The sequence below is a fragment of the Bacillus sp. SSR7 genome (assembly GCF_055902415.1).
Genome location: NZ_JBVVXV010000016.1, coordinates 101,193 through 127,987, shown reverse-complemented (window position 1 = coordinate 127,987; position 26,795 = coordinate 101,193). Strand labels below are relative to the sequence as shown.

General features: G+C 32.7%; 18 protein-coding genes and 3 pseudogenes. 16 read left to right on the top strand and 5 right to left on the bottom strand.

Annotation, left to right across the window (positions count from 1 at the left end):
- Positions 1-216: 216 nt before the first annotated feature.
- Positions 217-2,670 (top strand): PBP1A family penicillin-binding protein, encoded by a 2,454-nt coding sequence (locus AC0NJG_RS23220; RefSeq protein WP_474063507.1) that lies wholly within the window; start codon positions 217-219, stop codon positions 2,668-2,670.
- A 251-nt stretch (positions 2,671-2,921) separates the two neighbouring features.
- On the opposite strand, the gene AC0NJG_RS23215 is transcribed toward AC0NJG_RS23220, so the two are convergent.
- Positions 2,922-3,509: a TetR/AcrR family transcriptional regulator gene (locus AC0NJG_RS23215; protein WP_474063506.1), complete on the bottom strand. Its 588-nt coding sequence runs from the start codon at positions 3,507-3,509 to the stop codon at positions 2,922-2,924.
- A 219-nt stretch (positions 3,510-3,728) separates the two neighbouring features.
- Between AC0NJG_RS23215 and AC0NJG_RS23210 the strand changes: the two genes are divergently transcribed.
- The 3 genes and pseudogenes from AC0NJG_RS23210 to AC0NJG_RS23200 form a co-directional block, all read left to right on the top strand.
- On the top strand, positions 3,729-4,919 hold the full coding sequence (locus AC0NJG_RS23210; protein WP_139848268.1) for an MFS transporter: 1,191 nt from the start codon (positions 3,729-3,731) through the stop codon (positions 4,917-4,919).
- Positions 4,920-6,063: 1,144 nt separating this feature from the next.
- On the top strand, positions 6,064-7,155 hold the full coding sequence (locus AC0NJG_RS23205; RefSeq protein WP_474063505.1) for a low temperature requirement protein A: 1,092 nt from the start codon (positions 6,064-6,066) through the stop codon (positions 7,153-7,155).
- Between the two features lie 74 nt (positions 7,156-7,229).
- A pseudogene (locus AC0NJG_RS23200) lies at positions 7,230-7,411 on the top strand (alpha/beta fold hydrolase); the annotation flags it as partial.
- 393 nt (positions 7,412-7,804) lie between these two features.
- Here AC0NJG_RS23200 and AC0NJG_RS23195 read toward each other — a convergent pair.
- Positions 7,805-8,806, bottom strand: a complete 1,002-nt coding sequence (locus AC0NJG_RS23195) for a helix-turn-helix domain-containing protein (protein WP_474063504.1) — start codon at positions 8,804-8,806, stop codon at positions 7,805-7,807.
- Between the two features lie 401 nt (positions 8,807-9,207).
- Here AC0NJG_RS23195 and AC0NJG_RS23190 point away from each other — a divergent pair, with 401 nt between their 5' ends.
- The 9 genes and pseudogenes from AC0NJG_RS23190 to colA all read left to right on the top strand — a co-directional run bounded on the left by AC0NJG_RS23190 (position 9,208) and on the right by colA (position 19,493).
- On the top strand, positions 9,208-10,380 hold the full coding sequence (locus tag AC0NJG_RS23190) for a tyrosine-type recombinase/integrase (protein ID WP_474063503.1): 1,173 nt from the start codon (positions 9,208-9,210) through the stop codon (positions 10,378-10,380).
- Positions 10,381-10,603: 223 nt separating this feature from the next.
- Positions 10,604-10,902 (top strand): annotated as a pseudogene (gene pagR / locus AC0NJG_RS23185) (transcriptional repressor PagR).
- Between the two features lie 187 nt (positions 10,903-11,089).
- Positions 11,090-11,286 (top strand): annotated as a pseudogene (locus tag AC0NJG_RS23180) (cell wall hydrolase); the annotation flags it as partial.
- A 200-nt stretch (positions 11,287-11,486) separates the two neighbouring features.
- On the top strand, positions 11,487-11,675 hold the full coding sequence (locus tag AC0NJG_RS23175; protein ID WP_000331756.1) for a hypothetical protein: 189 nt from the start codon (positions 11,487-11,489) through the stop codon (positions 11,673-11,675).
- Positions 11,656-12,264, top strand: a complete 609-nt coding sequence (gene fic / locus AC0NJG_RS23170; protein WP_087952189.1) for a protein adenylyltransferase Fic — start codon at positions 11,656-11,658, stop codon at positions 12,262-12,264. The genes AC0NJG_RS23175 and fic overlap by 20 nt, the downstream gene beginning before the upstream one ends.
- An 834-nt stretch (positions 12,265-13,098) precedes the next feature.
- Positions 13,099-13,797 (top strand): L-serine ammonia-lyase, iron-sulfur-dependent subunit beta, encoded by a 699-nt coding sequence (gene sdaAB / locus AC0NJG_RS23165; RefSeq protein ID WP_173601843.1) that lies wholly within the window; start codon positions 13,099-13,101, stop codon positions 13,795-13,797.
- A gap of 22 nt (positions 13,798-13,819) precedes the next feature.
- The gene (gene sdaAA, locus AC0NJG_RS23160) at positions 13,820-14,698 is read left to right on the top strand and encodes an L-serine ammonia-lyase, iron-sulfur-dependent, subunit alpha (RefSeq protein ID WP_087952187.1); all 879 of its coding nucleotides are present in this window, start codon (positions 13,820-13,822) and stop codon (positions 14,696-14,698) included.
- A gap of 305 nt (positions 14,699-15,003) precedes the next feature.
- Positions 15,004-16,323, top strand: a complete 1,320-nt coding sequence (locus AC0NJG_RS23155; protein ID WP_087952186.1) for an aromatic amino acid transport family protein — start codon at positions 15,004-15,006, stop codon at positions 16,321-16,323.
- Positions 16,324-16,610: 287 nt separating this feature from the next.
- A complete protein-coding gene (gene colA, locus AC0NJG_RS23150) occupies positions 16,611-19,493 on the top strand; it encodes a collagenase ColA (RefSeq protein ID WP_087952185.1) in 2,883 nt (960 codons plus the stop codon).
- Between the two features lie 165 nt (positions 19,494-19,658).
- On the opposite strand, the gene AC0NJG_RS23145 is transcribed toward colA, so the two are convergent.
- The gene (locus AC0NJG_RS23145; RefSeq protein WP_474063502.1) at positions 19,659-21,089 is read right to left on the bottom strand and encodes an IS4 family transposase; all 1,431 of its coding nucleotides are present in this window, start codon (positions 21,087-21,089) and stop codon (positions 19,659-19,661) included.
- A 791-nt stretch (positions 21,090-21,880) separates the two neighbouring features.
- Between AC0NJG_RS23145 and AC0NJG_RS23140 the strand changes: the two genes are divergently transcribed.
- Together AC0NJG_RS23140 and AC0NJG_RS23135 are read left to right on the top strand one after the other, a co-directional pair.
- Positions 21,881-22,327, top strand: coding sequence for a MarR family winged helix-turn-helix transcriptional regulator (locus AC0NJG_RS23140; protein WP_016122572.1), 447 nt, complete (start codon positions 21,881-21,883; stop codon positions 22,325-22,327).
- A gap of 32 nt (positions 22,328-22,359) precedes the next feature.
- Positions 22,360-23,304, top strand: coding sequence for an acetyl-CoA carboxylase carboxyltransferase subunit alpha (locus AC0NJG_RS23135; RefSeq protein WP_000052085.1), 945 nt, complete (start codon positions 22,360-22,362; stop codon positions 23,302-23,304).
- A gap of 411 nt (positions 23,305-23,715) precedes the next feature.
- Here AC0NJG_RS23135 and AC0NJG_RS23130 read toward each other — a convergent pair whose 3' ends face one another.
- The gene (locus AC0NJG_RS23130; protein WP_474063501.1) at positions 23,716-25,686 is read right to left on the bottom strand and encodes an FtsX-like permease family protein; all 1,971 of its coding nucleotides are present in this window, start codon (positions 25,684-25,686) and stop codon (positions 23,716-23,718) included.
- Entirely contained in the window at positions 25,661-26,431 is a 771-nt protein-coding gene (locus AC0NJG_RS23125) for an ABC transporter ATP-binding protein (RefSeq protein WP_078386463.1), read from the bottom strand. The genes AC0NJG_RS23130 and AC0NJG_RS23125 overlap by 26 nt, the downstream gene beginning before the upstream one ends.
- On the opposite strand from AC0NJG_RS23125, the gene AC0NJG_RS23120 reads away from it, so the two are divergent.
- Positions 26,368-26,781 carry an ATP-binding protein gene (locus AC0NJG_RS23120; protein ID WP_373408449.1) on the top strand — a complete coding sequence of 138 codons (414 nt, stop codon included), beginning with the start codon at positions 26,368-26,370 and terminating at the stop codon, positions 26,779-26,781. The two genes, AC0NJG_RS23125 and AC0NJG_RS23120, sit on opposite strands and share 64 nt — an antisense overlap.
- Positions 26,782-26,795: the final 14 nt, after the last annotated feature.

Genomic DNA, 26,795 nt, shown 5'->3' with positions numbered 1-26,795 from the left:
ATTTTCTATGAAAATCCATTTTTTTAGTTGTGCCACGATTACCGTTTCTGTTTCGTTATCAGATAAGTTCAAATTTCTTTCTCATCTTAAAGTGGAACAAATTTATTACTTAAATTGTCTATTTAGTACACTTTTTAAATATGAATATATTTCTTAAAGTGGCTTCAATAATTTTAAGTAAATCAACAGGAGAATTGAAAGGCAGGAGAAAGTAGCATGTCAGAAAATTATCGTTCTCGAGAGGAGCGACGACAAGTTAAAAAGAAAAAACAGCCTGCTGCTAAGAAACAAAAAGCAAAAGGTAAAACATCATTTTTTCGTAAGTTTTTAGTTAGTTGTTTATTACTTGGTATTGTGGGGTTAGTCGCAGGGGTTGCTACCTTTTTCGTTATGATTAAAGATGCTCCAAAACTTGAGAAAGGAAAACTTGTTAATCCGTTATCCTCAAAAATTTATGATAAAGATGGGAAATTGATATATGAATATGGAAAAGAAAAACGAACGAATATTATGTATGATCAGATTCCTAAGTTAGTAGAAAATGCGTTTTTAGCAACAGAAGATGCACGTTTTTACGAGCACAGTGGCGTAGACTATAAAGGTACTGCACGTGCAGCCTTAGTCAGCTTAAAAGGGGATTACGGCTCTCAAGGTGGAAGTACGATTACACAGCAAGTTATTAAGAATTACTTCTTATCGATGGAAAAAACGTCAAAGAGAAAGGCGCAAGAAATATATTTAGCATATAAGCTAGAACAACAGTATTCAAAACATGAAATTTTAGAAATGTATTTAAATAAAGTTTACTTAGGTAACCGTTCATATGGAATCGCAACAGCAGTCCAAAATTACTATGGTAAGGAATTAAAAGATTTAACACTACCAGAAGTTGCAATGCTTGCTGGTTTAATGAAAGCTCCTAATAACTATGATCCAACGAAAGAACAAAATATCAAAAAAGCAACAGAAAGAAGAAATGTTGTACTTAAATTAATGAATCGACATGGTTATATTACAAAAAAAGAAATGGAAGAAGCATCAAAAGTTCCAGTAACAGAAGGACTTAAGAAAGCAACTGAACAAAAAGAAATGCCCTATCCTACTTTTATGGATGCGGTTGTGAAAGAAGTTGAAAAAGAGTTGCCAGATGTTAATATCGGATCTGACGGTTTAGAAATTTATACAACATTAGATCCAAAGGCACAGGATTTTGCGGACAAACTTTTAAATAAAGACATTATTAATTATCCAAATGAGAAATTCCAAGGGGCTTTCACATTTATGGATACGAAAACAGGAGAAGTACGTGCAATTGGTAGTGGGCGTGGTGAAAATAAAGCTGTTTTTAAAGGACATAATATTGCAATTGAATTAAATCGCTCAGCAGGTTCAACGATGAAACCAATTTTTGATTACGCTCCTGCAATTGAATATTTAAAATGGGCTACTTACCATCAAATTGATGACTCTCCATATAAGTACTCAACGGGACAAGAAGTTAGAAATGCTGATAGAAAGCATTTGGGACTAATTACAATGCGTGATGCATTGAAGACTTCCCGAAATATCCCGGCAATAAAAACTGCAAAAGAAGTAGGAATTAATAGATCAAAAGGTTTCTCTGAAAAGCTAGGTATTACATTTAATGTAGCACCGACCGAATCAACAGCGATTGGTACAAATGAAGCGTCACCGACTGAAATTGCAGGTGCTTATGCGGCATTTGGTAATGATGGTAAGTATACGAGGCCACATTTTGTTAAAAAAGTCATTTATTCAGATGGTAAATCAAAAAGCTTTGAGCAAAAGTCAAAACGAGTTATGAAGGATTCTACAGCATATATGATTACTGATATGCTTCGTACTTTTGTTTCATCTGGATTAGGTACAACAGCTAATATAGGTTCTTTAGATATAGCGGGTAAAACAGGTACAACAAACTATTCTTTAGAACAAATAGCACAATATAATCTACCAGAAAGTGCAACTCGTGATAGTTGGTTTGCTGGTTATACATCACAATATACGATGGCAGTATGGACCGGATATACAAAGGATAGTAAAGATGATTATATTAGTAGTAAAAATACGAAAATAGCTCAATTGATTTTTAAAGAAATGATGAGTAAGTTTGCTACAGATAAGTCACAATTTAAAATGCCGAACAGTGTAGTTCAAGAAGGTAGCGAATTACGTATTAAAGGTGAGAAGCGTGATTCTTCTCCAAATACGAAAATAGCAAATACGACTGAACAGCCGAGTGAAAATAAGCAAAAAGAAAAGCAAAAGCAGAGTGAGCCAAAAAGTGGAAGTGACCAAGGGAATACAACACCACCAAAAGGTGGTAGTGACCAGGGAAATACAACGCCACCAAAAAATGGAAGTTACCAAGGAAATACAACGCCACCAAAAAATAGAAGTGACCAGGGAAATACAACGCCACCAAAAAGTGGTAGTGACCAAGGAAATACAACGCCACCAAAAAGTGGTAGTGACCAAGGAAATACAACGCCACCAAAAAGTGGTAGTGACCAAGGGAATACAACACCATCAAAAAGTGGTAGTGACCAAGGGAATACAACACCATCAAACAATGAGGATGACCATGGAACGCCACCGCCACCAAGTAATGATGGGAATACAAGAGAGGCTCCAGATAATAATGGATAATAAGTAATCATATAATCAAAAAAACGCTATTCTCTTTGTAGAAAAATACAGAAAGGATGGCGTTTTTTATGACGCTATCCTTTCTGTATGAGTTTCATTTATTCGCTAAAGAACTCCAGCGATATCTATCTCCAAGTATCCTTCAAAAGCTCGTATAGGAGAATTCTTTCGTAAAATTTAATTACCAAGTTAATATAAAATGCCTCCGCATAAGAAACAGTAGAAATTCTAAATCTTTATTTTAATATTAATCAATTCAAGCGTATTCCTTCGAATGCATTTATTACCAAGTCATGCACATAGGAATCATCCAACTTTTCACCGGTTACTAGCAACCGATAAAAAATTGGTCCGTAAATGAGATCGATACTTAAGTCAACATCGAGATTTTCTTTTAATTCGCCTCTTTTAATTCCATTCTCCAGGAGTTGCTTTGCTTGCAGGCGACGTGGCTGGAAATATCGAGTACGATATTCCTCTGCCAGCTTTGAATCAAATTGTCCTTCGCCAACTAACTCAGTAATAATAGTCCCTTCCCGACTTATCAAAAATTTGGTTAAACTTGTAGCATGAATTAAAATATCATTCAATGCTGAACCTGTGTCAGGTATAGGCAATCTAGCTGCGGTAGCAAAAAGAAAACCATCCATTACTACAGCAGCCTTATTAGGCCACCATTTATAAATCGTAGCTTTACTAACTTTAGCACGGTCTGCAATTTTATCGACTGTGACTGCTTTAAAGCCACTTTCCAGTAATAACTCATAAGATGCAGAAAGGATAGCTTTTTGGGTTTCGATATTACGCGGTCTACCTCTTTTACCTTGCACATTAATCATTCCTTTCAAGAACATAAACTATACGTTTAGTATACTTAATATGAACAAAAAATAAAATAGCCTATTTACAAAACTGAACGTTTAGTATATATTTTAGTTAATTAATAAACTGAACGTTTAGTTTATTAATTGTTAAGGAATCTTGTAATGGCCATGTCTTTATCTAAGTTCCAAAATACACCAAGGTAATTCTGAAATAAAAGTATGGGGGAAATAGTTATGTCTAATGTTAAAAATAAAGCAAGTGATAAGGAAATTTCATCAGGTTTAATCATTCTTCTGGCAACCGCATGTGGTATCATCGTGGCTAATCTTTATTATGCGCAGCCTTTAATTGGGTTAATTAGTAATGTAATTGGTCTTTCTAATAGTAGTGCTGGATTAATTGTAACGCTAACCCAGATTGGATATGTTGTTGGCTTACTATTTCTTGTACCATTGGGGGATATTGTTGAGAATAAAAAATTGATAATTATATTGTTATTACTAAGTGCAGTTGCTCTAACTGCCACAGTTTTTGTAAAGAGCGCAATCATGTTATTAGTAGCTTCATTCTTTATCGGACTGGGGTCGGTCGCAGCGCAAGTGCTCGTACCTTTTGTATCATACCTTTCATCGGAAGATGCACGCGGTCGTGTAGTTGGTAATGTTATGAGTGGCCTGTTATTAGGTATTATGCTTGCGCGTCCGATATCTAGTTTAGTAGCTGATATCTGGGGGTGGAATTCAATATTTGCTTTATCTGCTACTATAATCATTGTCTTGTCGTTTGTATTATCGAAGGTACTCCCTACTAGGAAACCAACGGAAAAAACAAATTATACCGCCTTACTTAGTTCAATGTGGCAACTACTACGAACTACTCCAATTTTACGCCGTCGTGCAATTTATCATGCTTGTGTATTTGGGGCTTTCAGCTTATTCTGGACCACTGTTCCATTATTATTGTCTAGTCCTGCTTTTCATTTTTCCCAGACTGTCATAGCATTATATGCACTTGTCGGAATTACAGGTGCAATAGCCGCTCCAATAGGTGGTCGTCTAGCTGATCTTGGCTGGACACGACCCGCCACTGGGATAGCTCTCACTGTTGTTATTATTTCTTTATTACTACCACTTATTATTCAAAGTAGTTCGCCCATAGGAATAGCTGTTTTAGTAATTGCTGCAATTCTGTTGGATATGGGAGTATCAGCAAACCTTGTGCTTAGCCAACGTTTAATTTTCTCGTTGAGTCCAGAAATTCGTAGTCGATTAAATGGGCTATTTATGGCTATTTTCTTTTTAGGAGGTGCTGTTGGATCCTTTATTGGAGGATGGGCATATGCCTTAGGAGGATGGAATCTAACATTATGGATAGGAATCGCTTTTCCGACCATAGCCTTGCTTTATTTTGCCACAGAAAAATAGTTCTATAATTAAATTTTAGCAGTCAGGATACTGACTGCTAAAATTTAATTATTTGAGATTTAAAAATTATTTAGGAATTGTATTAAGCTTTTGTTGCAGATTTCAAGTTTTTAAAGACTTCTAAATTCTAGTTAGTGAAGTATGAAATAGAAGTGATGGGACGTCAGGAAACAGGAAATCAAGAGCCAATTATCCAAAGATGGATACCGGCTGTAAATGTATACTTTTGGATCATCATGTAACATAAAAAGCCTCTTTTTAGTCTATAAATATTTTATAATGAGTGTACATTTCTTTGGTGTACCTGTAAATTGTAACTGTTCCTCAGATAATTCATAGCATTCTACTTGTTTTTTAAATCGTTCTTCAAATTCAAATAACCCCTTAATGTCCGCTTATTAATTCTCCCCGTCTGTTGAATAACTCTATCTCAAATGTTATACCTTTATATGGAAAAAGTTGATACCCTCGTATTTGAGAATATCAACTTTCATTTTTATGTAACTTTATAATATAAAAAAGAACTTTATTTCCATTAAACAGCTTCGTTGCTATAAAAGGCAAAAAAATTCGTTCTGGGGGTATTTTGTTTTGTTAGCTTGATGGCAATGGGCTTCAGGCAGAAAACGTTTTAAAAAAAGAGACAAAAAGATTTAGATCTAGAATTAGGTCTAATTGAGTTACAGAATCTCTAATTTAAAGAGATCCTTGTATTGTTAAGGTGTCTATTTCATTTTATTAATTAGTATGATATACCATCACAGCACCAGAAAAACTAATATAAGATAGTATCCATACAATAAAAAACGTTATCATTTCTAATCTATCCTGTTTAGAAATGATAACGTTTTTTTGTACTTAAAGGTATTAAAATTTCTTAAGTTGATGGGCATGTAGGGTGACCCCTATATGGTGGAGATAGAATTTTAGCGGATAAAATAGGAGAAAAACTAAATGGCCTAAAAGTGTTGTATTTTAATATTGAAATTTCAAGGGTAGTCAACTATATAAAATGTAACACTGACCTTCCAGGGGATTATGTTGAATACAATAATGAGGAGAAATGGTTTATGTCTATATTATTATCTCTTCCAATTACTATATATTTTTAGCATACTATTAACTATAAGGAGGGAGTGCAGAAATGGAAGAAAAGAAAGTGACGTGGTTAGAACTCTTTTATGATTTGTTATTTGTGGCGGCAGTGACGGCTGCAACTCATGTTTTACTTCATGTTGAAGATGGTCAAATCCATGCGGAGTATTTAGTAAAATTTGTCTTAATTTTTATTCCGATCTGGTGGGCTTGGGTAGGGCAAACCATCTTTGTTAACCGGTTTGGAAAAGATTTATTTCATCAAAGAATTTTTTTGATCCTGCAAATGTTTTTTGTCCTAATAATGACATCAAGCTTATCAGCTGATTTTAATCATTATTATCTTTCTTTTTTAATTGGCTATATTGGCTTAAGGGTCGTGACTGCAATTCAATATCTTGTTGTCCAGCGTATAGAAGAGGGGGCTCGAAAAAAAGCAGCACTCTTTTTAGGAAGATATTTTTGGATTGGAATCGTTATTTCATTATTATCCGTCTTTTTTGATTCTTGGATTCGATATGCTGTGTTATATTTTGGGATTCTTATCGATATTATTGTCCCACTGCTTGGAAGGAAGTGTTTAGAAAAGGTTCCTACAAATACAGCCCACTTGTTAGAGAGATTTGGTCTATTTTCCATTATTCTCTTTGGGGAAGCTCTTGTAAGCACTCTTGTGGTCATTCAACCTAAACAAGGAAATTGGAATTCGATAAGCTTTGCGATCATTTCATTTATCCTCATTATTTCGATGTGGTGGCAATATTTCGATAACATGGAGAAGAAACTCGACAAGTCAAGACAAACTTCTGGTCAAATTATTATTTACGGTCATCTATTTATTTTAATGTCTTTGAGTATGGTTGCAGCATCCATTAGATTATTATTTTTACATGAGGTCTATTATTCTTTTATCTTATATTTTGTTTTTGGTTCTGTATTGCTCTATTTCCTGTCAACTACAATTGTTTTTCATCAATACAGGTTTGAACAACACCGCTTGAACATTTATCATTTATGCTTGTTTTTAGGAATTTTAGCAATCTTTTTTGTTATTAATTTAATTATAGTAGTGCCGAATATTGTGATAATAGGACAATTAACCTTATTTTTTATCATCTATGCTAAATTAACAAGCACATAAATAAAAGAATCAAATAAATTAGTATCAAACTATAATACTGGCTTATATGTATATATTGGTAACTTTTACATTTGATATTAAATCTTATAATTCACGGTGACTCTGATGCAACTGTACCTTTTGAGTTTAGTGGAAAACGCACATATGATTCCATTCCTGATAGTAAACTTGCTCTAATACAGGGTGTCCTCATGGATTAAACGCAACTCATGCAAAAGAATTTAATGAAGTATTATTAGCATTTTTAAAAGAATAATCTTTGGGGAACTACCAGAGGCGGTTCAACAGCAATATCAAGAATAATAACACGAATTTATCGATTAGGGGTTTTCCAAAAAGAGTAGCACTATCAAGTTAAGAAATACATTCTTCTCATAAACGAAAAAAACGAACTGAAATTCTATGGACAACTATGAAAGAATGAAATTTTCGTTTTGGGGATAATTCTAAATCTTAGGTTGATGGGCATGTGGTGCTATCCAATATAGTATATATAGTTTTTCTGCAAAGATTGGCTTAATTTAAAATAATTAACATTCCTATTAAGTTGATATTGCATATGGTGATTTCATGGGAATGAGTATGTAAATTGAATACTTTAAAAAGCGTAGAAAGATTCAATTTCTACGCTTTTTCTTCTTATAAATATTTATCGTTGTTCTAAATCTCTTATATAAGATTTTACAGCTTGCAATAAGAATTCTTCCTGTCCCATATCTGCATCTGCTGCCATTTGCACTATTTTTTGCTTGAATTCATGATCTGCATGAAAAGTTAATGGCTCTACATTACTTTTAAAATAAATACCTTCAACATGAGGGAGTATTGAGCCTGACTTCATATGTGAATGTAAATACTTAATCTCTTCTTGGAATTGTAATGGCTCTACCTGTAAAACAAATGGTTTAATTTCCAATATGATGATATCTTGTGTAGTAGTCAATCGCATATTTGTGGCACCAAGCTCTTTATAAAATAAATTTATTAGGTTATAAGTAATAGAATTAAATAACTGAGGCTTCTTAAATGTAAAAGATAAATATCCTCGTTTTGTAATCACTGTGTGTTTTTTGAAGGGTTCAAGAGAATAATCATGTTCTTTATAAGTTGATAATGAGAAAATTTCTTCATCCTCTGTAAGAACCTTACCATCTGCTCCATTAATTTCTATTACCCTAGCTTTTTTTCCTGTATGGTGATGTGTCAATAATTGATATAAATAAATGTCTATATCTTGAATCTTAGTAATGAATGTTTTACGTTCTTTTATTGTAGATTTTTCGTAATTAAGTTGGAATTTTTTTAGTTCTTCTTCATCAATGACATATACTAGTTTACCGCGCTTTTCTACCATCGTGGCTGTTAATTTTCCGGATTTAATATATGTAAAGATTGTGGAGGGTGCTACGTTTAGAATTTCTGCTGCTTTTTTTGTACTTAATCCATTTACTTCATGTTTATTCATTAACCGTTCAATATCTTCTAAATAGAATATTTTACTTCCGAATTGCTTCCAATTATCTTTATATACACATTCTATTAGACCTTCTTTTTCTTTTTTTAAAATGGTCTGAACGGTAACTCCCATTAAATCCGCTGCTTCTTTTGTTGTTACTGTAGGTTTTGTAATAAACAGTAAATCTCGTGTCATGAAAGTATACCTCCTTAGTTACTCTCTATAATATATAAAGTATGTATATATCATATCAGATTCTTAATTAGATATAAAATATGATTTAAATATAAAATAAAATAGAATTATGGCAATATGTTAAAGTGCTGTCTAACTTTATTTTAATGTTAGACAAAATTTAATACTTATTTATATATAGATATTTTGTCAAATTGTATAAAATGATGCTAAATATTTATCTATATAGTAAATAATTATAGAAAATTACATGCATAACTAAATAGGGAAGAATATAGACTTATTACAGAAATAATATGATTATTAATTTCTATAATTAATGTAAGTGCTATAAAAATTATAGTATACTTAATAAATATACTAAAGATTAAAATCTATACAAGAAGAGGTGATGTATAGGTATGGATGATAAAAGTCAAAATGAAATTTTACCTATTTTAAAAAGTCAAGGAGAATTTACAGATATATATTTAGATAATATAAAAGGTATATCTTCATTTATGTATAACAATCGTTATATGAATGATCTGGAACAAAAGATAGAGGATGCAGAAAAAGAAGGAAAGGGAAAATATGCCTTTCTAGGTGATCTTGAAGTGATATATCATTTTGTAAATTTACAAAATGATATGGATGAAAAGAAAAATAGAAAGGATGATACAAAAAAGAGTTATGTGTCTGAGATACTATCATTTTGCGAATGTATGGTACAGCATGCAGAAGAGTTTGAAGTGAATGGGGAAGAAGTTCAGCGAAATGCTTCCTTATTAAAAACATTACAGCCTTGGCATATTCGTAAATTTAATTACTGGTTAAAAAATGTACAAAATGGTCGAGGTGGGAATACGTATGCTGTTGCAACTTTGGCGAAGAAAACGGTATTGATTCGTTCTTTTTTAAAACATCTTTATGTATTTGGGTATATTGAAAAACCACTTCATGAAGAATTACAGCGTGCAAATGTAAGTGAAAACGATCGGCCGAATCGGGATTTATCCTATGAGGAAGTCATGAAAATATTAGGTTTTTACAAAGAAAAAGGACATTTAATAAACTATACAATAATACTTGCTTTAGCTAGTACTGGTGCGCGTATTCAGGAGTTGTGTACTGCAAGAGTAAAAGATTTACACTATGATGGAAAGTATTGGTTAAAAGTTAGGGGGAAAGGGGACAAAGTGCGTGAACTTTTCGTTTCAGAACATTTATACCAATGTATTTGTGAAATGAGGAGAAGAAGAGGTTTCCAAACGGTACTGGAAAAAGGGGATGAGAGTCCGTTATTTATAAATCAAAGAGGAAGTGCATATAACTCTAAAACACTATCAAACCAGGTAACAGATATGATAAAGAAGACCAACTTAGAGTTGTTACAATATCGTGAAAATCCAGTAACCGCACATACATTTCGACATGCTTTTGCAATTATGGCAGTAGAACAAGGAAATGCAGATTTATATCATTTAATGCAAACACTCGGTCACGAAAATATACAAACCACAAAAATATATTTAGAAAAGCATATGAAGCGTAAAAATAACGTCGGATCTGCTTTCGCTGATATGTTGATATAAATTTTATAATAGTTATAACTGTATTTAATTGTGTGTTTTTTACATAATTAAATACAGTTAATTCTCTATTATTTTCAATTAATATGAGCAATAATATTATCCGATGTAATTGATTGAAGGTTAAAAAATTCCTTCTATTATATACAAGGTTATCCATACTAATATTATGTAATACGGAAGTTGCGCTACATTAGAAGAAAACAAATAAGGGAGAGTGGATACTTTGACAAGATTTGCAAATCAACACGTAGAGAACACGATTTTAGAAGAGGATGTAGGGCTTTTAAAACTTATGGCACACCCAATGCGTTTAAAACTGATTAATGAGCTTTCTAAACATAAAACAATAAATGAACCCAAATGACCGAAATTTTAAACATTCCACAATCAACAGTTTCACAACATTTATCTAAAATGAGAGGGAAGGTTCTAAGAGGAAATCGTCAGGGGTTAGAAATTTACTATAGCATTGAAAACCAAAAAGCTGAAGAAATTATGGGATTATTAGGACCAATACAATAAAATATTATGTCTATCATTTAAAGATTTACTTATATAAGATATAAAGCCCTCCTTATTGTGGAGGTTTTTTATTTATTAATTTTTCAAGTAATAATTGCTTTAATTTAATGAAATCAACATCTAAAATATATCGTAATTTAAAATTAGAGGGAAATATATATAAATGATATAGAAATACATGTATATGGAAGAAGTAGACTTAATAGCTCGTTTAGTAAATGCAGAAGCTGGGGGAAAACCGAATGTAGGTGTAAAGTAGCGGTAGCAAACGTGATTTTAAATCTTGTCGATTCGAATGGATTTCTGAATACAATTATAGATGTAATTTATGAAACAATAACAAATGGTTATGCATTTACTCCAGTTACTGATGGGGGAATTAACTAATCTACTACACATGAAGCAAAAATGGCAGTGAAAGAAGCACTTACCTCAAAAGAAAAAAATACTGTAAAGTGAGAAAAGCTAATATTAAATATTTGATATGGCTAAAGGATAGGGCTTCGGATTTAGTTTGTTTTTTGTTTGAATATATTACTAAGTAATATATAATGTGCTTATAGGCTTGAAAGCGAGTGGATAGAATGGCATACAGCAAGGCGCAAAATGAAGCCACAAAAAACTATAAAAAACGCAATCCAGAACAAGCGAAGTACCTCAATTATAAAACTATGGCTAGAAGTTTCATCAAGAATTTAGCCACACAAGAAGATTTGGATATGCTAAAAGAATTAATGGCAGAAAAAGAGGAGAATGACCGTGCTAGAAAATAAATTAGGTATCAAAAATCAGTTGGAATTGAATCGAGCGGAAGAACGACTATCAAAAATGAAAGCCAAAAATTTATATGATTCAGGAGAAATAAACCACATAGAAGTTGGCACATTTAAGGGTCTTTCTGACATTCATAAATATCTATTTGAGGATATTTATTCCTTTGCTGGAAAGGTTCGAAAGGTTAACATAGCGAAGGGGAACTTTCGATTTGCTCCTGTTATGTATCTAAGTCATTCACTAGAACATATAAACACTATGCCACAAAAAACTTTTGATGAAATCGTTGAAAAGTATGTTGAAATGAATATTGCTCACCCATTTAGAGAAGGAAACGGTAGAGCGACTAGAATATGGTTAGATTTAATCTTTAAGAATGAAATCCAACAGGTGGTTGACTGGAATAGGATTGATAAAGAAGATTATTTACTGGCAATGGAACGAAGCCCGATTAAAGATATTGAAATTAAGCATTTACTCCAAAATGCACTAGTAGATAAAATTAATAGCCGTGAAGTATTCATGAAAGGCATTGATATTAGTTACTATTATGAGGGATATACGGAATATGATATAGAGGATTTATAAATAAAAAAGGGCTGAAATTGCCCTTTTTTATTTGCGTTTTGAAGAGGATTTTTTAAATGAAAACCGTATGAAAGGGATCCCTATTGTTATATGGAACTTTTCTTTCATTTGCGCTAAAACCGACATAATGCTGTACCTTATAAAAGAGTATATTTAATTTAAAGTAGTGAATGCTGCTAAAGTATTACTTTATGTTAAGATTCGCAAAAGAAGTTCATTATTTCTGATAATAAATATTTATATGTAATTTGTAATTAATATGCATATGGTGTTTTATGTTTGATTCATGTATTCCTTTCCATCTACATGAATCATTTATTGTAACAGCTTTCGCGTCCAAAATAGGATGTTCTAACAAAGGACAACACAAGTATCTTTCTAATGATTTTCCAATATAATTAATGTGTAAATATAAGGAACTCTGTGTTATTTTTACTTTTCTATTAACTAATACAGCTTCAAACAAAGGACATAATTGCTACATGCTAAGTGTAATTTATTATCCATTCAATATTCTGTTTATTCAATCTTTCTAAAAATAAAAAAACATTGAACTTATAAATATACAAGTTATAATGAGGGCGTCGAGAGATAGTTGATTACCTCTAGATAAAATATCAAACCTAGTTTTAATGCGAAAATTTTAAAGACTGTACAAGTAACTTTTTTAAATTAAACATACTGATATGATTACTCTACAAAGGATATGTAATCGGAAAGGAAATTTATTTAACATCAAAAGAAAGCGCTAACAATGAGACCTCGTTTTGAATTAATTATTCTAATAACTTAGTTTCAACAGTAATTAAAATTATAAATTATGGAGGTGCTTATATGAACATAAATGTAGCATCTATTGAAGAAAAAAAGGTTGTTAAATACAAAAGTTGTTTTGATGTAATTGGGCCCATAATGATAGGACCTTCGAGCTCACATACTGCAGGGGCTTTGGCTATTGGAACAGTTGCCAATAAATTATTTCAAGGTCTTCCAAAAAAAGTCGTGGTAAGGTATTATGAATCATTTGCTGAAACACATAAAGGACATGGAACTGATTTTGCGATTATTGCTGGGGTATTAGGATTTGCAGCTGATGATAACAAAGTACCAGATGCTATTAAAATAGCAGAATCTAAGGGAATCGACATTACCTTTATGGAAAAAGCGGAGGATAGTCCAGCTGGTCATCCAAATACGGCAGATGTATATTTAGAGGATGAAATTCGAAGTATTAGAACTATGGGTATTTCGGTCGGCGGTGGATTAATTGAAATCAAACATGTTGAAATTGACGGATTTAGTTTAGATTTGCAAGGGCCATTGCCAGTTATTATTGCAATTTCCGAAAGAGCTGACTTTGAATTTGTTTTACGCAGAGTTTTTAAACAATATGATGTGGAAATTAATAATTTTTATAGTTTAGAAGAAAATAGAAAATTTTTATTTGCATTCGCATTAGATTCAATATTGCCTGGTAATATTCAGGAGGAGTTAAGAAATTTAAGCAATATAGCTAATCTCATTATTCTTTAGTTACATTAAGGAGTGAAAAAATATGTATATGGCCATAAAAGAAATTGTGGATGCAGCTAATAAAAGCCAAAATCCAATTTATGAATTAGCAATTGAACAGGAAATGGAACAAACTAAATCTACTTATGAAGAAGTTTGGAGTAAAATGGAACGAAATTTAGCGACTATGAAAAATGCTATAAATAAAAGTATTGAGGGCGACGGGGTATTTTCTCCAACTGGTTTAACTGGAGGGGATGCTATTAAAATTAAAAACTATCGAGAAAATAGGAAAACTCTTTCTGGAGATTTGATGGTGTTAGGGATCCAAAGTGCTATCGGTGTTAATGAAGTAAATGCTGCATTAGGAGCTATTTGTGCAACTCCAACAGCGGGTGCGAGTGGAACGATTCCGGGAGTCCTATTTAGTATTAAAGATACGTTAGATTTAAGTCATGAAGATATGATTCATTTTCTATTCACTTTAGCGTTATTTGGAACGATAGTCGCAAACAATGCTTGTATATCAGGAGCGTACGGAGGATGTCAAGCTGAAATAGGAAGTGCCTCAGCGATGGCGGCTGCAGCTGCAGTAGAAGCTGCAGGTGGGACGCCACAGCAATCTTCTGAAGCTTTTTCAATTGCATTACAAAATTTACTCGGTTTAGTTTGTGATCCGGTCGCTGGTTTGGTAGAAATTCCTTGTGTAAAGAGAAACGCCATTGGAACGGCAAATGCTTTAGCAGCAGCGGACATCGCATTAGCCGGAGTAAACAATCTCATCAATGCTGACGAAGTTATTGAAGCTATGTATAGAGTTGGAAGACAGATGCCTCGAGAATTAAGAGAGACAGGTTTAGGTGGTATTGCAACTACAGCTACAGGGATTGCCATTAAAAATAAAATCTTTGGAGAGAAATAATCTAATCAATGAACAATTACCGGGTATATTGTGAAAATGTTAACAATGTATTCTCTATTGATTACCTTAGGATGTCTGTATATTAGGGGGATTACTAATAAAATACACTACTATATAATTGAAATGTTTTGAAAGCGATAACAACTTAGTCTGGTTAATGCTTCACTAATTTTTTGATTTGGACTAACTGAGAAGAAAAATATACGATGTAGCGCATTTTATAAGCAATTTATTTTTGAAGAACAGTCTATATTCCTATGCCTTAAATAGACAAGTAAGAATAGGACACAAGGAGGAATTATTATATGAATGGGAATACTGCAAAAAACATAGAATTTCAAGTTGATAATACTGCAGTAAAAAATGAGAAATATTTAGACCCTAAAAAGTGGCATAAACAAGATACTACCTGGGCATTGAGTCTATTTGGAACAGCAATTGGAGCAGGAGTACTCTTCTTACCGATTAATGCAGGTTCAGGTGGTTTATTATCCTTACTGTTAATTACCATACTTGCATATCCTGTTATGTATTACTCACATAGGGCGCTTGCAAAAATGATATACGCTTCGAATTCTGCCGAAGAGGGTATTACTGGTACAATAAGAGAGTATTTCGGAAATAAAGCAAGTATCATTTTTAACATCGTATATTTTGTCTCAATTTATACGATTGTGCTGATGTATTCGGTCGCACTTACAAATACTGCAAGTAGTTTTATTGTGCATCAATTGCACATGCCAGAGCCACCAAGGGGCATTTTATCACTTGTATTAGTACTCGGTCTTATCGCTATACTAAATTTTGGTCAAGATATTACTGTAAAGATAATGAGCATGCTAGTATATCCTTTTATTGCTTCTCTACTTTTTATTGCAATATCTTTAATTCCACAATGGAATACTTCAATGCTAAGTTTTTCAAGTGTTTCTACTGCTTCAACTGGATCAGGATATTTCGGAACAATTTGGATGATACTACCAATCATTGTATTCTCTTTTAATCATTCACCTATGATTTCGTCATTCGTTATGAAACAGAGAGCTACGTATGGAATAGACGCTACTGATGCCAAGTGTGCTCAAATACAAAAAGTTTGTTATATCATGACATTCGCTGTTGTTATGTTCTTTGTTTGGAGTAGTACTTTAAGTTTGACTCCAGATGATCTTAAGGTGGCAAAAGAACAGAACTTGTCAATCCTTTCATATCTTGCTAATGAGCTTAATTCACCAGTAATTACTATTGCAGCTCCTATCATTGCGTTTGTGGCAATTACCAAGTCTTTCCTTGGCCATTATATAGGGGCGTATGAGGTAATGCGTGACATGATTATCAAGTCCAGTAAAAAACGTGGGAAAGATATAGGGGAGAAAACAGTTAAGACAATAATTCTTACTTTTGTCGTATTAACATGCTGGTATGTTGCTTATACAAATCCAAGTATTCTTGGAATCATTGATGCTCTTAGCGGTCCGTTAGTTGCTGCTATCTTATGTCTATTACCGATGTATGCGATTCGTAAAGTACCAGTACTAGCAAAATATAGAGGGAAAATGAGCAATGTATTTGTAATTGTTATAGGAATACTTACTGTTCTAGCAAGTATTAAGTCATTATTCTAATTCACTATTGTTCGTTTGGATGCAAAAATAGTAGGATTTGAAAAGAGAATAAAAGACTTTTAGCGGAACTGAATTATATATTGTTAAACCATAGAATTTATAATTTTGGACAAGCTATTCACCTTGTATAGTTTGTCCTTTTTTGATTATATGTAAATTTTTTATATTTTTTAATATTAATTTATAAAGAAATCCATGTAATATAATATGAAATAATACATTTTATAATGATTTATTAAAATAAAATGTTATATTTTTGGATGGAATATATAAATGGAGGAAATGTTATGAACAAGAATTTAAAATTTACTCAAATGATGATTGGTATTAGTACGATGGCATTATCATTTGGAAGTATTCAACCACAGGTTTCAGCAGAAGAAAAAGCACCCTATAATACGTTACAGATGAAACCAATTGGGACAGAGAGTTTAAAAGATGAAATTGCACATGCTACAAAAGCGGATGGAACTTTAACTTTTGAAGAGCGTTTAAAAGTAGGTGATTTTTCACAACGACCTACTCCAGTGATGGAACCTGAAGAAAGACAATTAAAGCAAAGTTATACCCTGGCAGAACTGAATAAAATGTCTGATAGTGAATTCATTGATACGTTATCAAGAGTTTCATGGAATCAAATTACAGACTTATTTCAATTCAATCAAGATACGAAAGCTTTTTATCAAAATAGCAATCGCATGAACGTTATCATTGATGAATTGGGAAAACGAGGGAAATCTTTTACGAAACAGGACTCAATGGGAATTGAAACTTTTGTTGAAATATTACGTTCTGCTTTTTATGTGGGATATTTTAATAATGAAGTAGGTTACTTAAATGAGAGAGGCTTCCATGACAAATGTTTGCCATCATTAAAAGCAATTGCAAAAAACCCAAACTTTACATTAGGTACAACTGAGCAAGATAGAGTAGTAGTTGCGTATGGGAAATTAATTAGTAATGCTTCTAGTGATGCTGAAACAGTACAGTATGCAGCAAATATTTTAAAACAGTTTAATGATAACCTTTCTATGTATGCTAATGATTATAAGAAAGAACAAGCTGTATATGAAATCGTAAAAGGTATTGATTATGATATACAATCTTATTTGCAGGAAACGAATAAAAAGCCTAATGCAACAATGTGGTATGGAAAGATAGATAACTTTATAAATGAGGTTAGTAGAATTGCTCTCATACGGAATTTAACAACTGAGAATAGTTGGCTAATTAATAACGGTATATATTATGCAGGACGTTTAGGGAAATTTCATAGCAATCCAAACAAAGGGTTGGAAGTTATTACACAAGCGATGAATATGTATCCTCGTCTAAGTGGGCCTTATTTTATAGCGGTAGAGCAAATCAAAACAAACTACAGTGGAAAAGATTATGATGGAAATGCAGTAGATTTACAGAAAATACGTGAAGAAGGAAAGCTACAATACTTACCTAAAACATATACATTTGATGATGGATCTATTGTTTTTAAGACAGGCGATAAGGTAACAGAAGAAAAAATTAAAAGGTTATATTGGGCAGCCAAAGAAGTAAAGGCACAATATCACCGTGTAATTGGAAATGATAAAGCACTAGAACTAGGTAATGCAGATGATGTACTGACAATTGTAATTTATAATAATCCAGATGAATATCAGTTAAATAGACAATTATATGGATATGAAACGAACAACGGTGGTATCTATATTGAAGAAAAGGGCACTTTCTTTACATATGAGCGTACGCCAAAACAGAGTATTTATAGTCTAGAAGAGTTATTCCGTCACGAATTCACTCATTATTTACAAGGAAGATACGAGGTTCCTGGTTTATTTGGAAGCGGAGAACTATATCAAAATGAACGCTTAACTTGGTTCCAAGAGGGGAATGCAGAATTTTTTGCAGGATCTACACGTACAAATAATGTTGTACCTCGTAAAAGTATTATAAGTGGCTTATCATCTGATCCAGCAAGCCGTTATACTGCAAAGCAAACTTTGTTCGCAAAATATGGATCATGGGATTTTTATAATTATTCCTTTGCACTACAGTCTTATTTATATAATCATCGCTTTGAAACCTTTGATAAGATTCAGGATTTAATCCGTGCAAACGATGTGAAAAATTATGACGCGTATCGTGAAGCATTAAGTAAAGATCCACAGCTGAATACAGAATATCAAACGTATATGCAGCAGTTGATTGATAATCAAGATAAATACAATGTACCGCAAGTAACAAATGATTACTTAATACAACATGCACCTAAGCCGTTAGCTGAAGTGAAGAAAGAAATTGTAGATGTAACTAATATAAAAGATGCAAAAATTACAAAACATGAGTCCAAATTCTTTAACACATTTACTGTGGAAGGTAAGTATATAGGTAGTACATCAAAAGGTGAGTCTGAAGACTGGAAAACGATGAGTAAACAAATCAATCAAACCTTGGAGCAGTTGTCTCAAAAAGGATGGAGCGGCTATAAAACAGTTACAGCCTATTTTGTTAACTACCGTGTGAATGCAGCAAATCAGTTTGAATATGATATTGTTTTCCATGGTGTTGCAACAGAGGAAAAAGAAAAAACAACGACTATAGTAAATATGAATGGACCATATAGTGGGATAGTAAATGAAGGAATTCAATTCCATAGTGATGGCACAGAAAGTGAAGATGGAAAAATTATTTCTTATCTATGGAACTTTGGAGATGGTACAACAAGTACTGAAGCCAGCCCTACCCATGTATATGGGGAAAAAGGAACATATACTGTGGAACTAACTGTGAAAGATAGTAGAGGAAAAGAAAGTAAAGAACAAACAAAAGTTACTGTAAAACAAGATCCGCAAACAGGTGGATCCCTTGAAGAGGAAAAGGTACTCCCATTTAATAAGCTTGTAAAAGGAAATCTGATTGCTCCTGATCAAACAGATGTTTATACGTTTGATGTTACAGTTCCAAAAGAAGTAGATATTTCTGTGGTAAATGAACAAAACATTGGGATGACATGGGTACTTTATCATGAATCAGACATGCAAAATTACGTAGCTTGTGGTGAAGATGAAGGAAATGCTATAAAGGGAAAATTCGTAGCGAAACCAGGGAAATATTATTTGAATGTGTATAAATTTGATGAGAACAATGGTGAATATTCATTATTAATAAAATAAATCTATTTATTTTTAATATATATAGGGGTACCGCCCCATCGCTATCAAGCTAAGCTTATACAAAGTCAATTTTAGGCGAGATTGTTTCTTTTTTCTAAAGGGCAAGTGTAGGCGATTGAAAGATTTGCATACGAAATAAACCCTAACGGGTTTCATTTTTTTGATTTAAGCCGCTTGATTATCAGACATAGTACAATTGTAAACGACACCTAATATATCAAAGACTGTTTTCTTCTCATATCGATGAGATTTTCTCCCGTTTTGCTGTAGGAGATTGAACAGACGAAGTAACACCTTTGATAGCTCTTGGGTGTTTTTTTGTATAGTTTGGAATAGAAGAAGAAAATAGTCTTTAATCATATATATGGCTTTATACTCACTAAGCTCTCGTTTTTTTTTCATGAGGAGCAATTGGCGCATTTGAAACATGATAGAAGAACAGAGTAGAATGGCAATCAATTGACCATATAAATGGCACTCCAATCGTTCTGGTTTTATCTTTTTACAATGATGGATTTGAAAGAATGACTTCCACGTTTTAAATAAAATTTCGATTTGCCAACGCAAAGAATACCAGTCATGTACCTGTCCCATCGGGACAATATCTGTAGAGGTGTTTGTCATATATACATTGATACCACTGAGTCGTTTACTACGAGGAGAATACTTCATTCCTTTCTTTTTTTCTCTTACTGCTTGATCTTGTAATCGTTTTTTTTGTTGTTCTTTTGTTAGTCGATGAACAATCACACGAGCTGGGACTTTATCAGTCATTCCTACATAAGCCTTGGATATTTCACATGTTTGTCCTGGTTGAAGAGAGTTCATTAAAACCTCCATATCTATCTGTATATACTCTGTACCTTTTTTGATTCGTCCATCTTGAAAGTAATCAGGGTTAGGATTTTTCTGATAGATACGTGTATTCGACTTGATACGAGAGATATAGTAAGCCTTTTTATCTTGTATATGTTGAAGATCTTTCAAATGAAAATAACCTAAATCTCGGATACATAAATCATTCGCTGTTATAGTTGGGACACACAGAGAGCCGTAAGTGCGATCATGTTGTTTACCTGGATCTGTATGAATATGTAGGAACTGTCCACTTAACAAATCATACTCAAGTTGAATTTTTATTCCAGCTGTATGGCTGCATCCTCCTGCACCTGGATAAACCGATGAAAATACATCCGGGAGTTGAAATGCAGTTGAATCTAAAATACGAATACGCTTGAAAACAGAAGTGTATGGAGAAGAAATCGGCATAGATGCGGCCAATTTTTTGCTTAGTAGTTCGGCTAGTAGGTGTTGTAAAAGTTGGACGGCCGCCTTGTTAAACCGTTGATTCAGTCCCTCAGGACTGATGAGTACTTCTGTTGATGCTTCTAAACAGCTAGATAACTGAGTTAAAGAAGTCATAGCTACATTTTGGCTCACCCATACACATAAAGCTACTAAATCTTTTGCTTGGTACTTACTGGTTCGTTGCACAAAACCAACATCTCTAGCAAGATTCCGTAAGGTATTTGGAGATAAAAAACTTTGAATCTCTTGAGCAAATAGTTGTAATTCGTCTGACACAGAAACAGACATAAAAAACGCCATCCTTTCCTATGAGTTAAAGAAAGAATAGCGTGTTTTTTAATTTTATGGAGAACTAATTATTTCTTTTTTTATAATAAGAAAGGAAATTTATTATCATATTAATTGAACATATAAAGATAAATGAGTACTTAAAAATAGTACTTTTATAGTTTCCAAAAAACAAAAATAGTATAGCTAAAAGTGATAGTATACTAATAATTAAATGATACATATATTGAGACTGTTTTTTCATTAATCATTCCCACTCTTTATTTAATATAAATATATATAGATTATATATTATCATAGGGGAAATTAAAATAAATAGAAAATGCCTAATTGCATATCTAAATAGCAAGATACCACCACATATCTCATTAACTAAAAAAAATAAGCTGACCTTTCAAAGAAATTACCTGTAAAAAAAGAAAAATTTTATTTAGGGGGTATATCAAAAACTTAGCTTGATAGCGATGTGGCGATACCCCATGCCCATCAACTTAAGAATTTAGAACTCCCCCAAAAAATTATGAGTTTTTTGTTACAAGTTATCACAAAATTTTCGTTTTTTAGGTAGTTTTATTTTCTAAGCTTGATTGCGATGAGCGGTCCCCCATAAAGGCCCCTGATACATAATTGATGTTCTGCCATTTGTAGAAAACAATCCACTTATACCATTTTAACAAGAAGAAATATCTCGTCCATGTTGTAATATTGGCTTACGTTAAGCTTGTGAAAAAAACATATTCATGTATAATACAATTGATGTATGATACATTAGTTGTAGGAGGGGGACCTTTTTGAAAAGAGAAGATGCCTTAAAACTAAGAACAGATATTAAGAAAATGATTATAATAACTGGGGTTTTTGAATCTCAAAATTTGCCCAATGGACCATTTGAAAAGCCTTTACCAACTTCTCAAATGATGGCGTTAGAGGAACTAGAGGTGGAAAAATTAACTGTTTGGCAACTATCCAATAAACTTAGATTAGAGACTTCAACTGTAAGTAGATTGGTAGATAAGTTAGTAAAAAAGGGGCTTATTTATCGTGAAGTAAATGAAAAAAATAGAAGAGAACTTTTTCTGCACCTCACAGAAAAAGGTCACATAACTGTTAATTGCTTAAGAGAGCAATCCATTACATTTTATCAAAGTATTCTCAATAATTTATCAGAGTCAGAACAAAAAATAGTTGTGGATGGTTTTGAATTATTTATTGATTCTATTTCTAAGTCTTTTGATTAGAATGAGGTAAATCATAACATTTGGAGGATAAAATGAGTTTGCATTTTGAACGTCCTATTATTGAATTAAAAGAGAAATTTGATGAATTAAAGAAAATTATGAAAGAAAATAATGTAGATTTATCGTCAGAAATTCATGAATTAGAAAAACGTTTAAATAAAATGCAAGATAAAATTTATTCTAATATTACACCTTTTCAACGAGTTCAAATTGCAAGGCTACGTAACCGGCCCACGACATTGGACTATATACCTTTATTGTTTACAAACTTTCTCGAACTTCATGGTGATCGATTATATGGTGATGATAAAGCAATGATAGGTGGTATTGCAAAATTTAAAGGAATGCCCGTTACGGTTATTGGTCATCAAAGAGGTAGAAATACAAAGGAAAGTATAGAAAGAAATTTTGGAATGGCACATCCAGAAGGTTATAGAAAAGCGCTAAGACTTATGAAACAAGCTGATAAATTTAATCGCCCTATTATTACATTTATTGATACAATAGGCGCCTATCCAGGGATAGGGTCTGAAGAACGTGGAATTTCTGAAGCGATAGCTCGAAATCTATTTGAAATGACTACACTTAAAGTGCCAATTGTTTGTATTGTAATTGGAGAGGCATCAAGTGGTGGGGCTCTTGGCATTAGTGTCGGTAACCATATCCATATGTTAGAGTATTCATGGTACTCGGTAATTTCGCCAGAAGGAGCAGCATCTATCCTATGGAAGGACGCTAAGTATGCTCCAGAAGCTGCTGAACATATGAAAATTTCAGCAAAAGATTTAAAACATTTAGGAATTATTGATGAAATCATTCCTGAAATTAAAGGTGGCGCACAAAATGATATAAAATCACAGGCAAAAATGATTGAATCTGTAATCGAATCATCTCTAAAAAAATTGATACTATTATCCTCGGAAGAGCTTATACAACAGCGATATGAAAAGTATAGACAAATAGAGAATTATAAATGAAAGTATTTAAAGTCCATATTACATTTCGGAGGATTCTCGCGAAAAAAATTCTAAATATTTTGCAAGTAACCTCTTAAACCGGGATATGCTGACACTATTACTCTACAAAAGATGTGTGATCGGTATGGAAAAGGAAAATTTGTTCAAATGGAAGCATTATCACATACCCATCAACTTAAGAAATTGATTGCTCCCCAAAACGAAAAAATGAGCTAAATTCTCATAAATAACTGTAAAAAGGTGAAAATTTCGGTATGGGGGTATCTCAAAAGCTTAGGTTGATGGCAATGTGGTGCTACCCCTACTACAAAACAAATTAAAATGCGTAACTTTGGTGAGTGACATTGAGCTAAAAAACAATGTTCCATTTAAAGCAGTTAGTTTGTAAATACGATTAAACTACATGAAACATTAGCGTATTAATTGAAGTATCTGACGCAAATAATTTCTTCGTATAATTAAGAAATAAATAATCTGTACACATATAAAACTTGTAAAGATAAGAATAGAATTTCCTGTAACAGATACATCTATATACTTACGCTGCGCTAAATATTGTAATGCTACAAACGCCACGCTACTATGAATTATCGCAATTACAATTGGTACAAAAAATAATATACTAATTTGTTGAGTTACAATTTTTTTTAACTCTTTTTGGGTTAATCCTACTTTAGAAAGCATTTCATACTGTTGTTTGTCTCGATCTAGATCTGTAAATAGACGGAAGTACAAAAAGCTGATCGCAAACACAAAAAATACAATTCCTACTAATACACTAATAATAGAAAGAAGTCCATTCGCTTGTTTTCCTTCTAACCATTGTAAAAATAAGGATTCAAATTTATAAGATGGATTCATTTTTTCGCTATCATAAGGGAACATCTTTATGAATTGTTTAGAGATATCTTCTGTTTCTGTCCAATTTTCAATTAAAAAACCATATTGTGTATATTCATTATGCTCTTGTTTTTGCAATGGTGGCGTATTGATTATTTTTTCGTAAACTGAATCTGAGACAACAGAAATATAACCATAGGAAGGACTCAATATATTATCCATTAATAATTTTTCACCAGAAACATTGATACGTATATTCCCTTGCTGCAGTGTATAAGATGAAACTTCTTTTTTTAGTTCATCTTGAGATTCTCTTCTAAGCCTACTTTTTGATGGAAGAATGAGGCTGTCATGTTCATTCTGCAAAGTTTCAACAGGATACCCTAGTATTTTAGCGGATGCATTATAATCAGTAAGCTTCATGATATCTGCTGTATTTTCTGTTGTAAAAACAGTAGGAGAGATCAATTTATAGGAAAAGTCAGCATCATTTAATTGTTTTTTTATCTGAGCAATATGAGATGCTTCCTCTACATTTCCCTTATAGGATGTATAACTAAATGCGTAAGGAGTCTGAGATTGTGCGAATGCACTGCTTCCTACGGAAAGACAAACACCAATAGAGGTAAAAGCAACAGTAGAAAGAATACACACTAGAAATAGGGTTTTCACATTATCTGTCATTCGATACGCTAACTCTGAAAGAGTTAACAGATTGGTCTTTTTAAAGAACGTATGTTGACGCTTCTTCAATGTTTGGATGAGATAAAAGCTGAGTTGGGTAAATAAAAAGTATGTTCCTACTACAGTGAAAAAGACGCAAGCTAACATAACATATACAAAACTATCTCCTTTCCATAACGCAGTATATAAATAAAATGCTGATGCATATCCTATACCAATAAAAAGAATAGAGAGTAAAGCTAACCATTTAGATGACTTTGGTTCTGGTTTTGGTTTTTCTTCTGATTTCATGAGTTCGATAAGCTGAGATAATTTCATCATTCGCGTAGTGTACAAAGAAACAACTATAAATAGAATGAGGAACGAGAGACTTGTTATTAGAATTGCTTTGGATGGAAAATAAAATGGAAGACCACCTTTTAATGTCAAAAGAGAAGCGCTCAGTAACAAAACTAATTTTCCAAAGACAAGTCCAAGTCCAATACCAACAAGAATAGAGCAACACCCAATAAACATATTTTCAATAAAGATCAGTTTATATAATTGGGAGTTAGCCATACCATGGAGTATTAAAATTCCAAATTCTCGCTTTCTTGTTTTTAAAAACGCAGTGACAGAATATAAAATGAAGAAAAAGGAAAAAAATACAATTAAATATTGAGCAATCTTAAATCCTTGTGTGCCCAAAGCACTCATGGTTGCACTTGTCGATGCAAGTTTCCCGGTGAAATAAGGGTGAAATGCGAGTAACTCGAAAGCAAAAAAAATCATAACAGCAAATGTACTACTTAAAAAATGACCGATATATAATCGTTTATTGCGAATAACGTTATTACATGCGAATTGACGAAAATTCATGTTGATTTCCTCCTAGTAAGGATAATACATCTATAATGTTTTGATAAAACATTGAACGATTATCACTACAATAAATTTCATTATAAAATGTACCATCTTTAATAAAGACCACTCGGTCGCAGTAACTCGCAGCCATTGGATCATGTGTCACTAACATCATGGTTGCTTGTTGTTCCTTGTTTAATTTCGTTAATAGTTCCATTACATCACCAGCAGCTTTTGAATCTAAGTTCCCTGTCGGTTCATCTGCAAGAATTAATCGAGGAGAATGAATGAGTGCGCGAGCAATCGCTGTTCGTTGAGCTTGTCCACCTGAAATTTCATAGGTTCGTTTATTTAAAATTTCCCCAATACCTAATTGGTTGGAAATGAATTCTACTCGTTTGTGCATTTCTTTCAGATTTACATTGTCTAATGTAAGTGGAAGAAGAATATTTTCTTTTACTGTTAAAGTATTCAAAAGGTTAAATGATTGAAAGATAAATCCTAATTCACGACGTCGAAATAGTGCCAAGTCATGAGAGGATAAACGAAAAGGGTTCTTGCCATTAATCAATACTTCGCCTGATGTTGGCGCATCAATAGTAGAAATCATATTGAGGAAAGTGGTTTTCCCACTTCCAGATGGTCCCATAATCCCTACAAATTCCCCCTTATTTATCGTCAAATCAATATTTGAAAGTGCTTTATAGGATACTTTTCCTGTGTAGAGTTTACTTAAGTCGCGAACCTGTAGTATGCCCATACGAGTATACCTCTTTTCTTGTAGTTTATGTTAATGAGTGTATCCAAACTACAATATTTCTCATATTGAATTATCTTTCATTTGTCTTACAAACCCGAAATACTTCTGAATATTTCGAAATAAAAGCGGTTTTAATCGTCATATTTAGGGGAACCTTTTACAGTATTAAGGAAGAGGGAATCAGCTTAGGATTAATGGTCTATTATAAAATTATTGAAGCACACCAGGGGAAGGTATTTATTGAGAGTGAAGTGAATAAGGGAACTATAGTTGAAGTCACTCTCCCAATTTGCACACTTCAAAATTATTACATTCTTTTACTGAAATTTTATAAGTTAGTAAGCAGTTAGCTTTGGCTAGCTGC

Coding starts and splice junctions, on each gene's coding strand:
- fic (WP_087952189.1), top strand. CDS start 11,656: ATGACCGTGCTAGAAAATAAATTAGGTATCAAAAATCAGTTGGAATTG.
- AC0NJG_RS23135 (WP_000052085.1), top strand. CDS start 22,360: ATGAGTTTGCATTTTGAACGTCCTATTATTGAATTAAAAGAGAAATTT.
- AC0NJG_RS23220 (WP_474063507.1), top strand. CDS start 217: ATGTCAGAAAATTATCGTTCTCGAGAGGAGCGACGACAAGTTAAAAAG.
- AC0NJG_RS23205 (WP_474063505.1), top strand. CDS start 6,064: ATGGAAGAAAAGAAAGTGACGTGGTTAGAACTCTTTTATGATTTGTTA.
- AC0NJG_RS23215 (WP_474063506.1), bottom strand. CDS start 3,509: ATGATTAATGTGCAAGGTAAAAGAGGTAGACCGCGTAATATCGAAACC.
- AC0NJG_RS23195 (WP_474063504.1), bottom strand. CDS start 8,806: ATGACACGAGATTTACTGTTTATTACAAAACCTACAGTAACAACAAAA.
- AC0NJG_RS23130 (WP_474063501.1), bottom strand. CDS start 25,686: ATGAATTTTCGTCAATTCGCATGTAATAACGTTATTCGCAATAAACGA.
- sdaAA (WP_087952187.1), top strand. CDS start 13,820: ATGTATATGGCCATAAAAGAAATTGTGGATGCAGCTAATAAAAGCCAA.
- AC0NJG_RS23175 (WP_000331756.1), top strand. CDS start 11,487: ATGGCATACAGCAAGGCGCAAAATGAAGCCACAAAAAACTATAAAAAA.
- AC0NJG_RS23190 (WP_474063503.1), top strand. CDS start 9,208: ATGGATGATAAAAGTCAAAATGAAATTTTACCTATTTTAAAAAGTCAA.
- AC0NJG_RS23145 (WP_474063502.1), bottom strand. CDS start 21,089: ATGTCTGTTTCTGTGTCAGACGAATTACAACTATTTGCTCAAGAGATT.
- sdaAB (WP_173601843.1), top strand. CDS start 13,099: ATGAACATAAATGTAGCATCTATTGAAGAAAAAAAGGTTGTTAAATAC.
- AC0NJG_RS23210 (WP_139848268.1), top strand. CDS start 3,729: ATGTCTAATGTTAAAAATAAAGCAAGTGATAAGGAAATTTCATCAGGT.
- AC0NJG_RS23125 (WP_078386463.1), bottom strand. CDS start 26,431: ATGGGCATACTACAGGTTCGCGACTTAAGTAAACTCTACACAGGAAAA.
- colA (WP_087952185.1), top strand. CDS start 16,611: ATGAACAAGAATTTAAAATTTACTCAAATGATGATTGGTATTAGTACG.
- AC0NJG_RS23155 (WP_087952186.1), top strand. CDS start 15,004: ATGAATGGGAATACTGCAAAAAACATAGAATTTCAAGTTGATAATACT.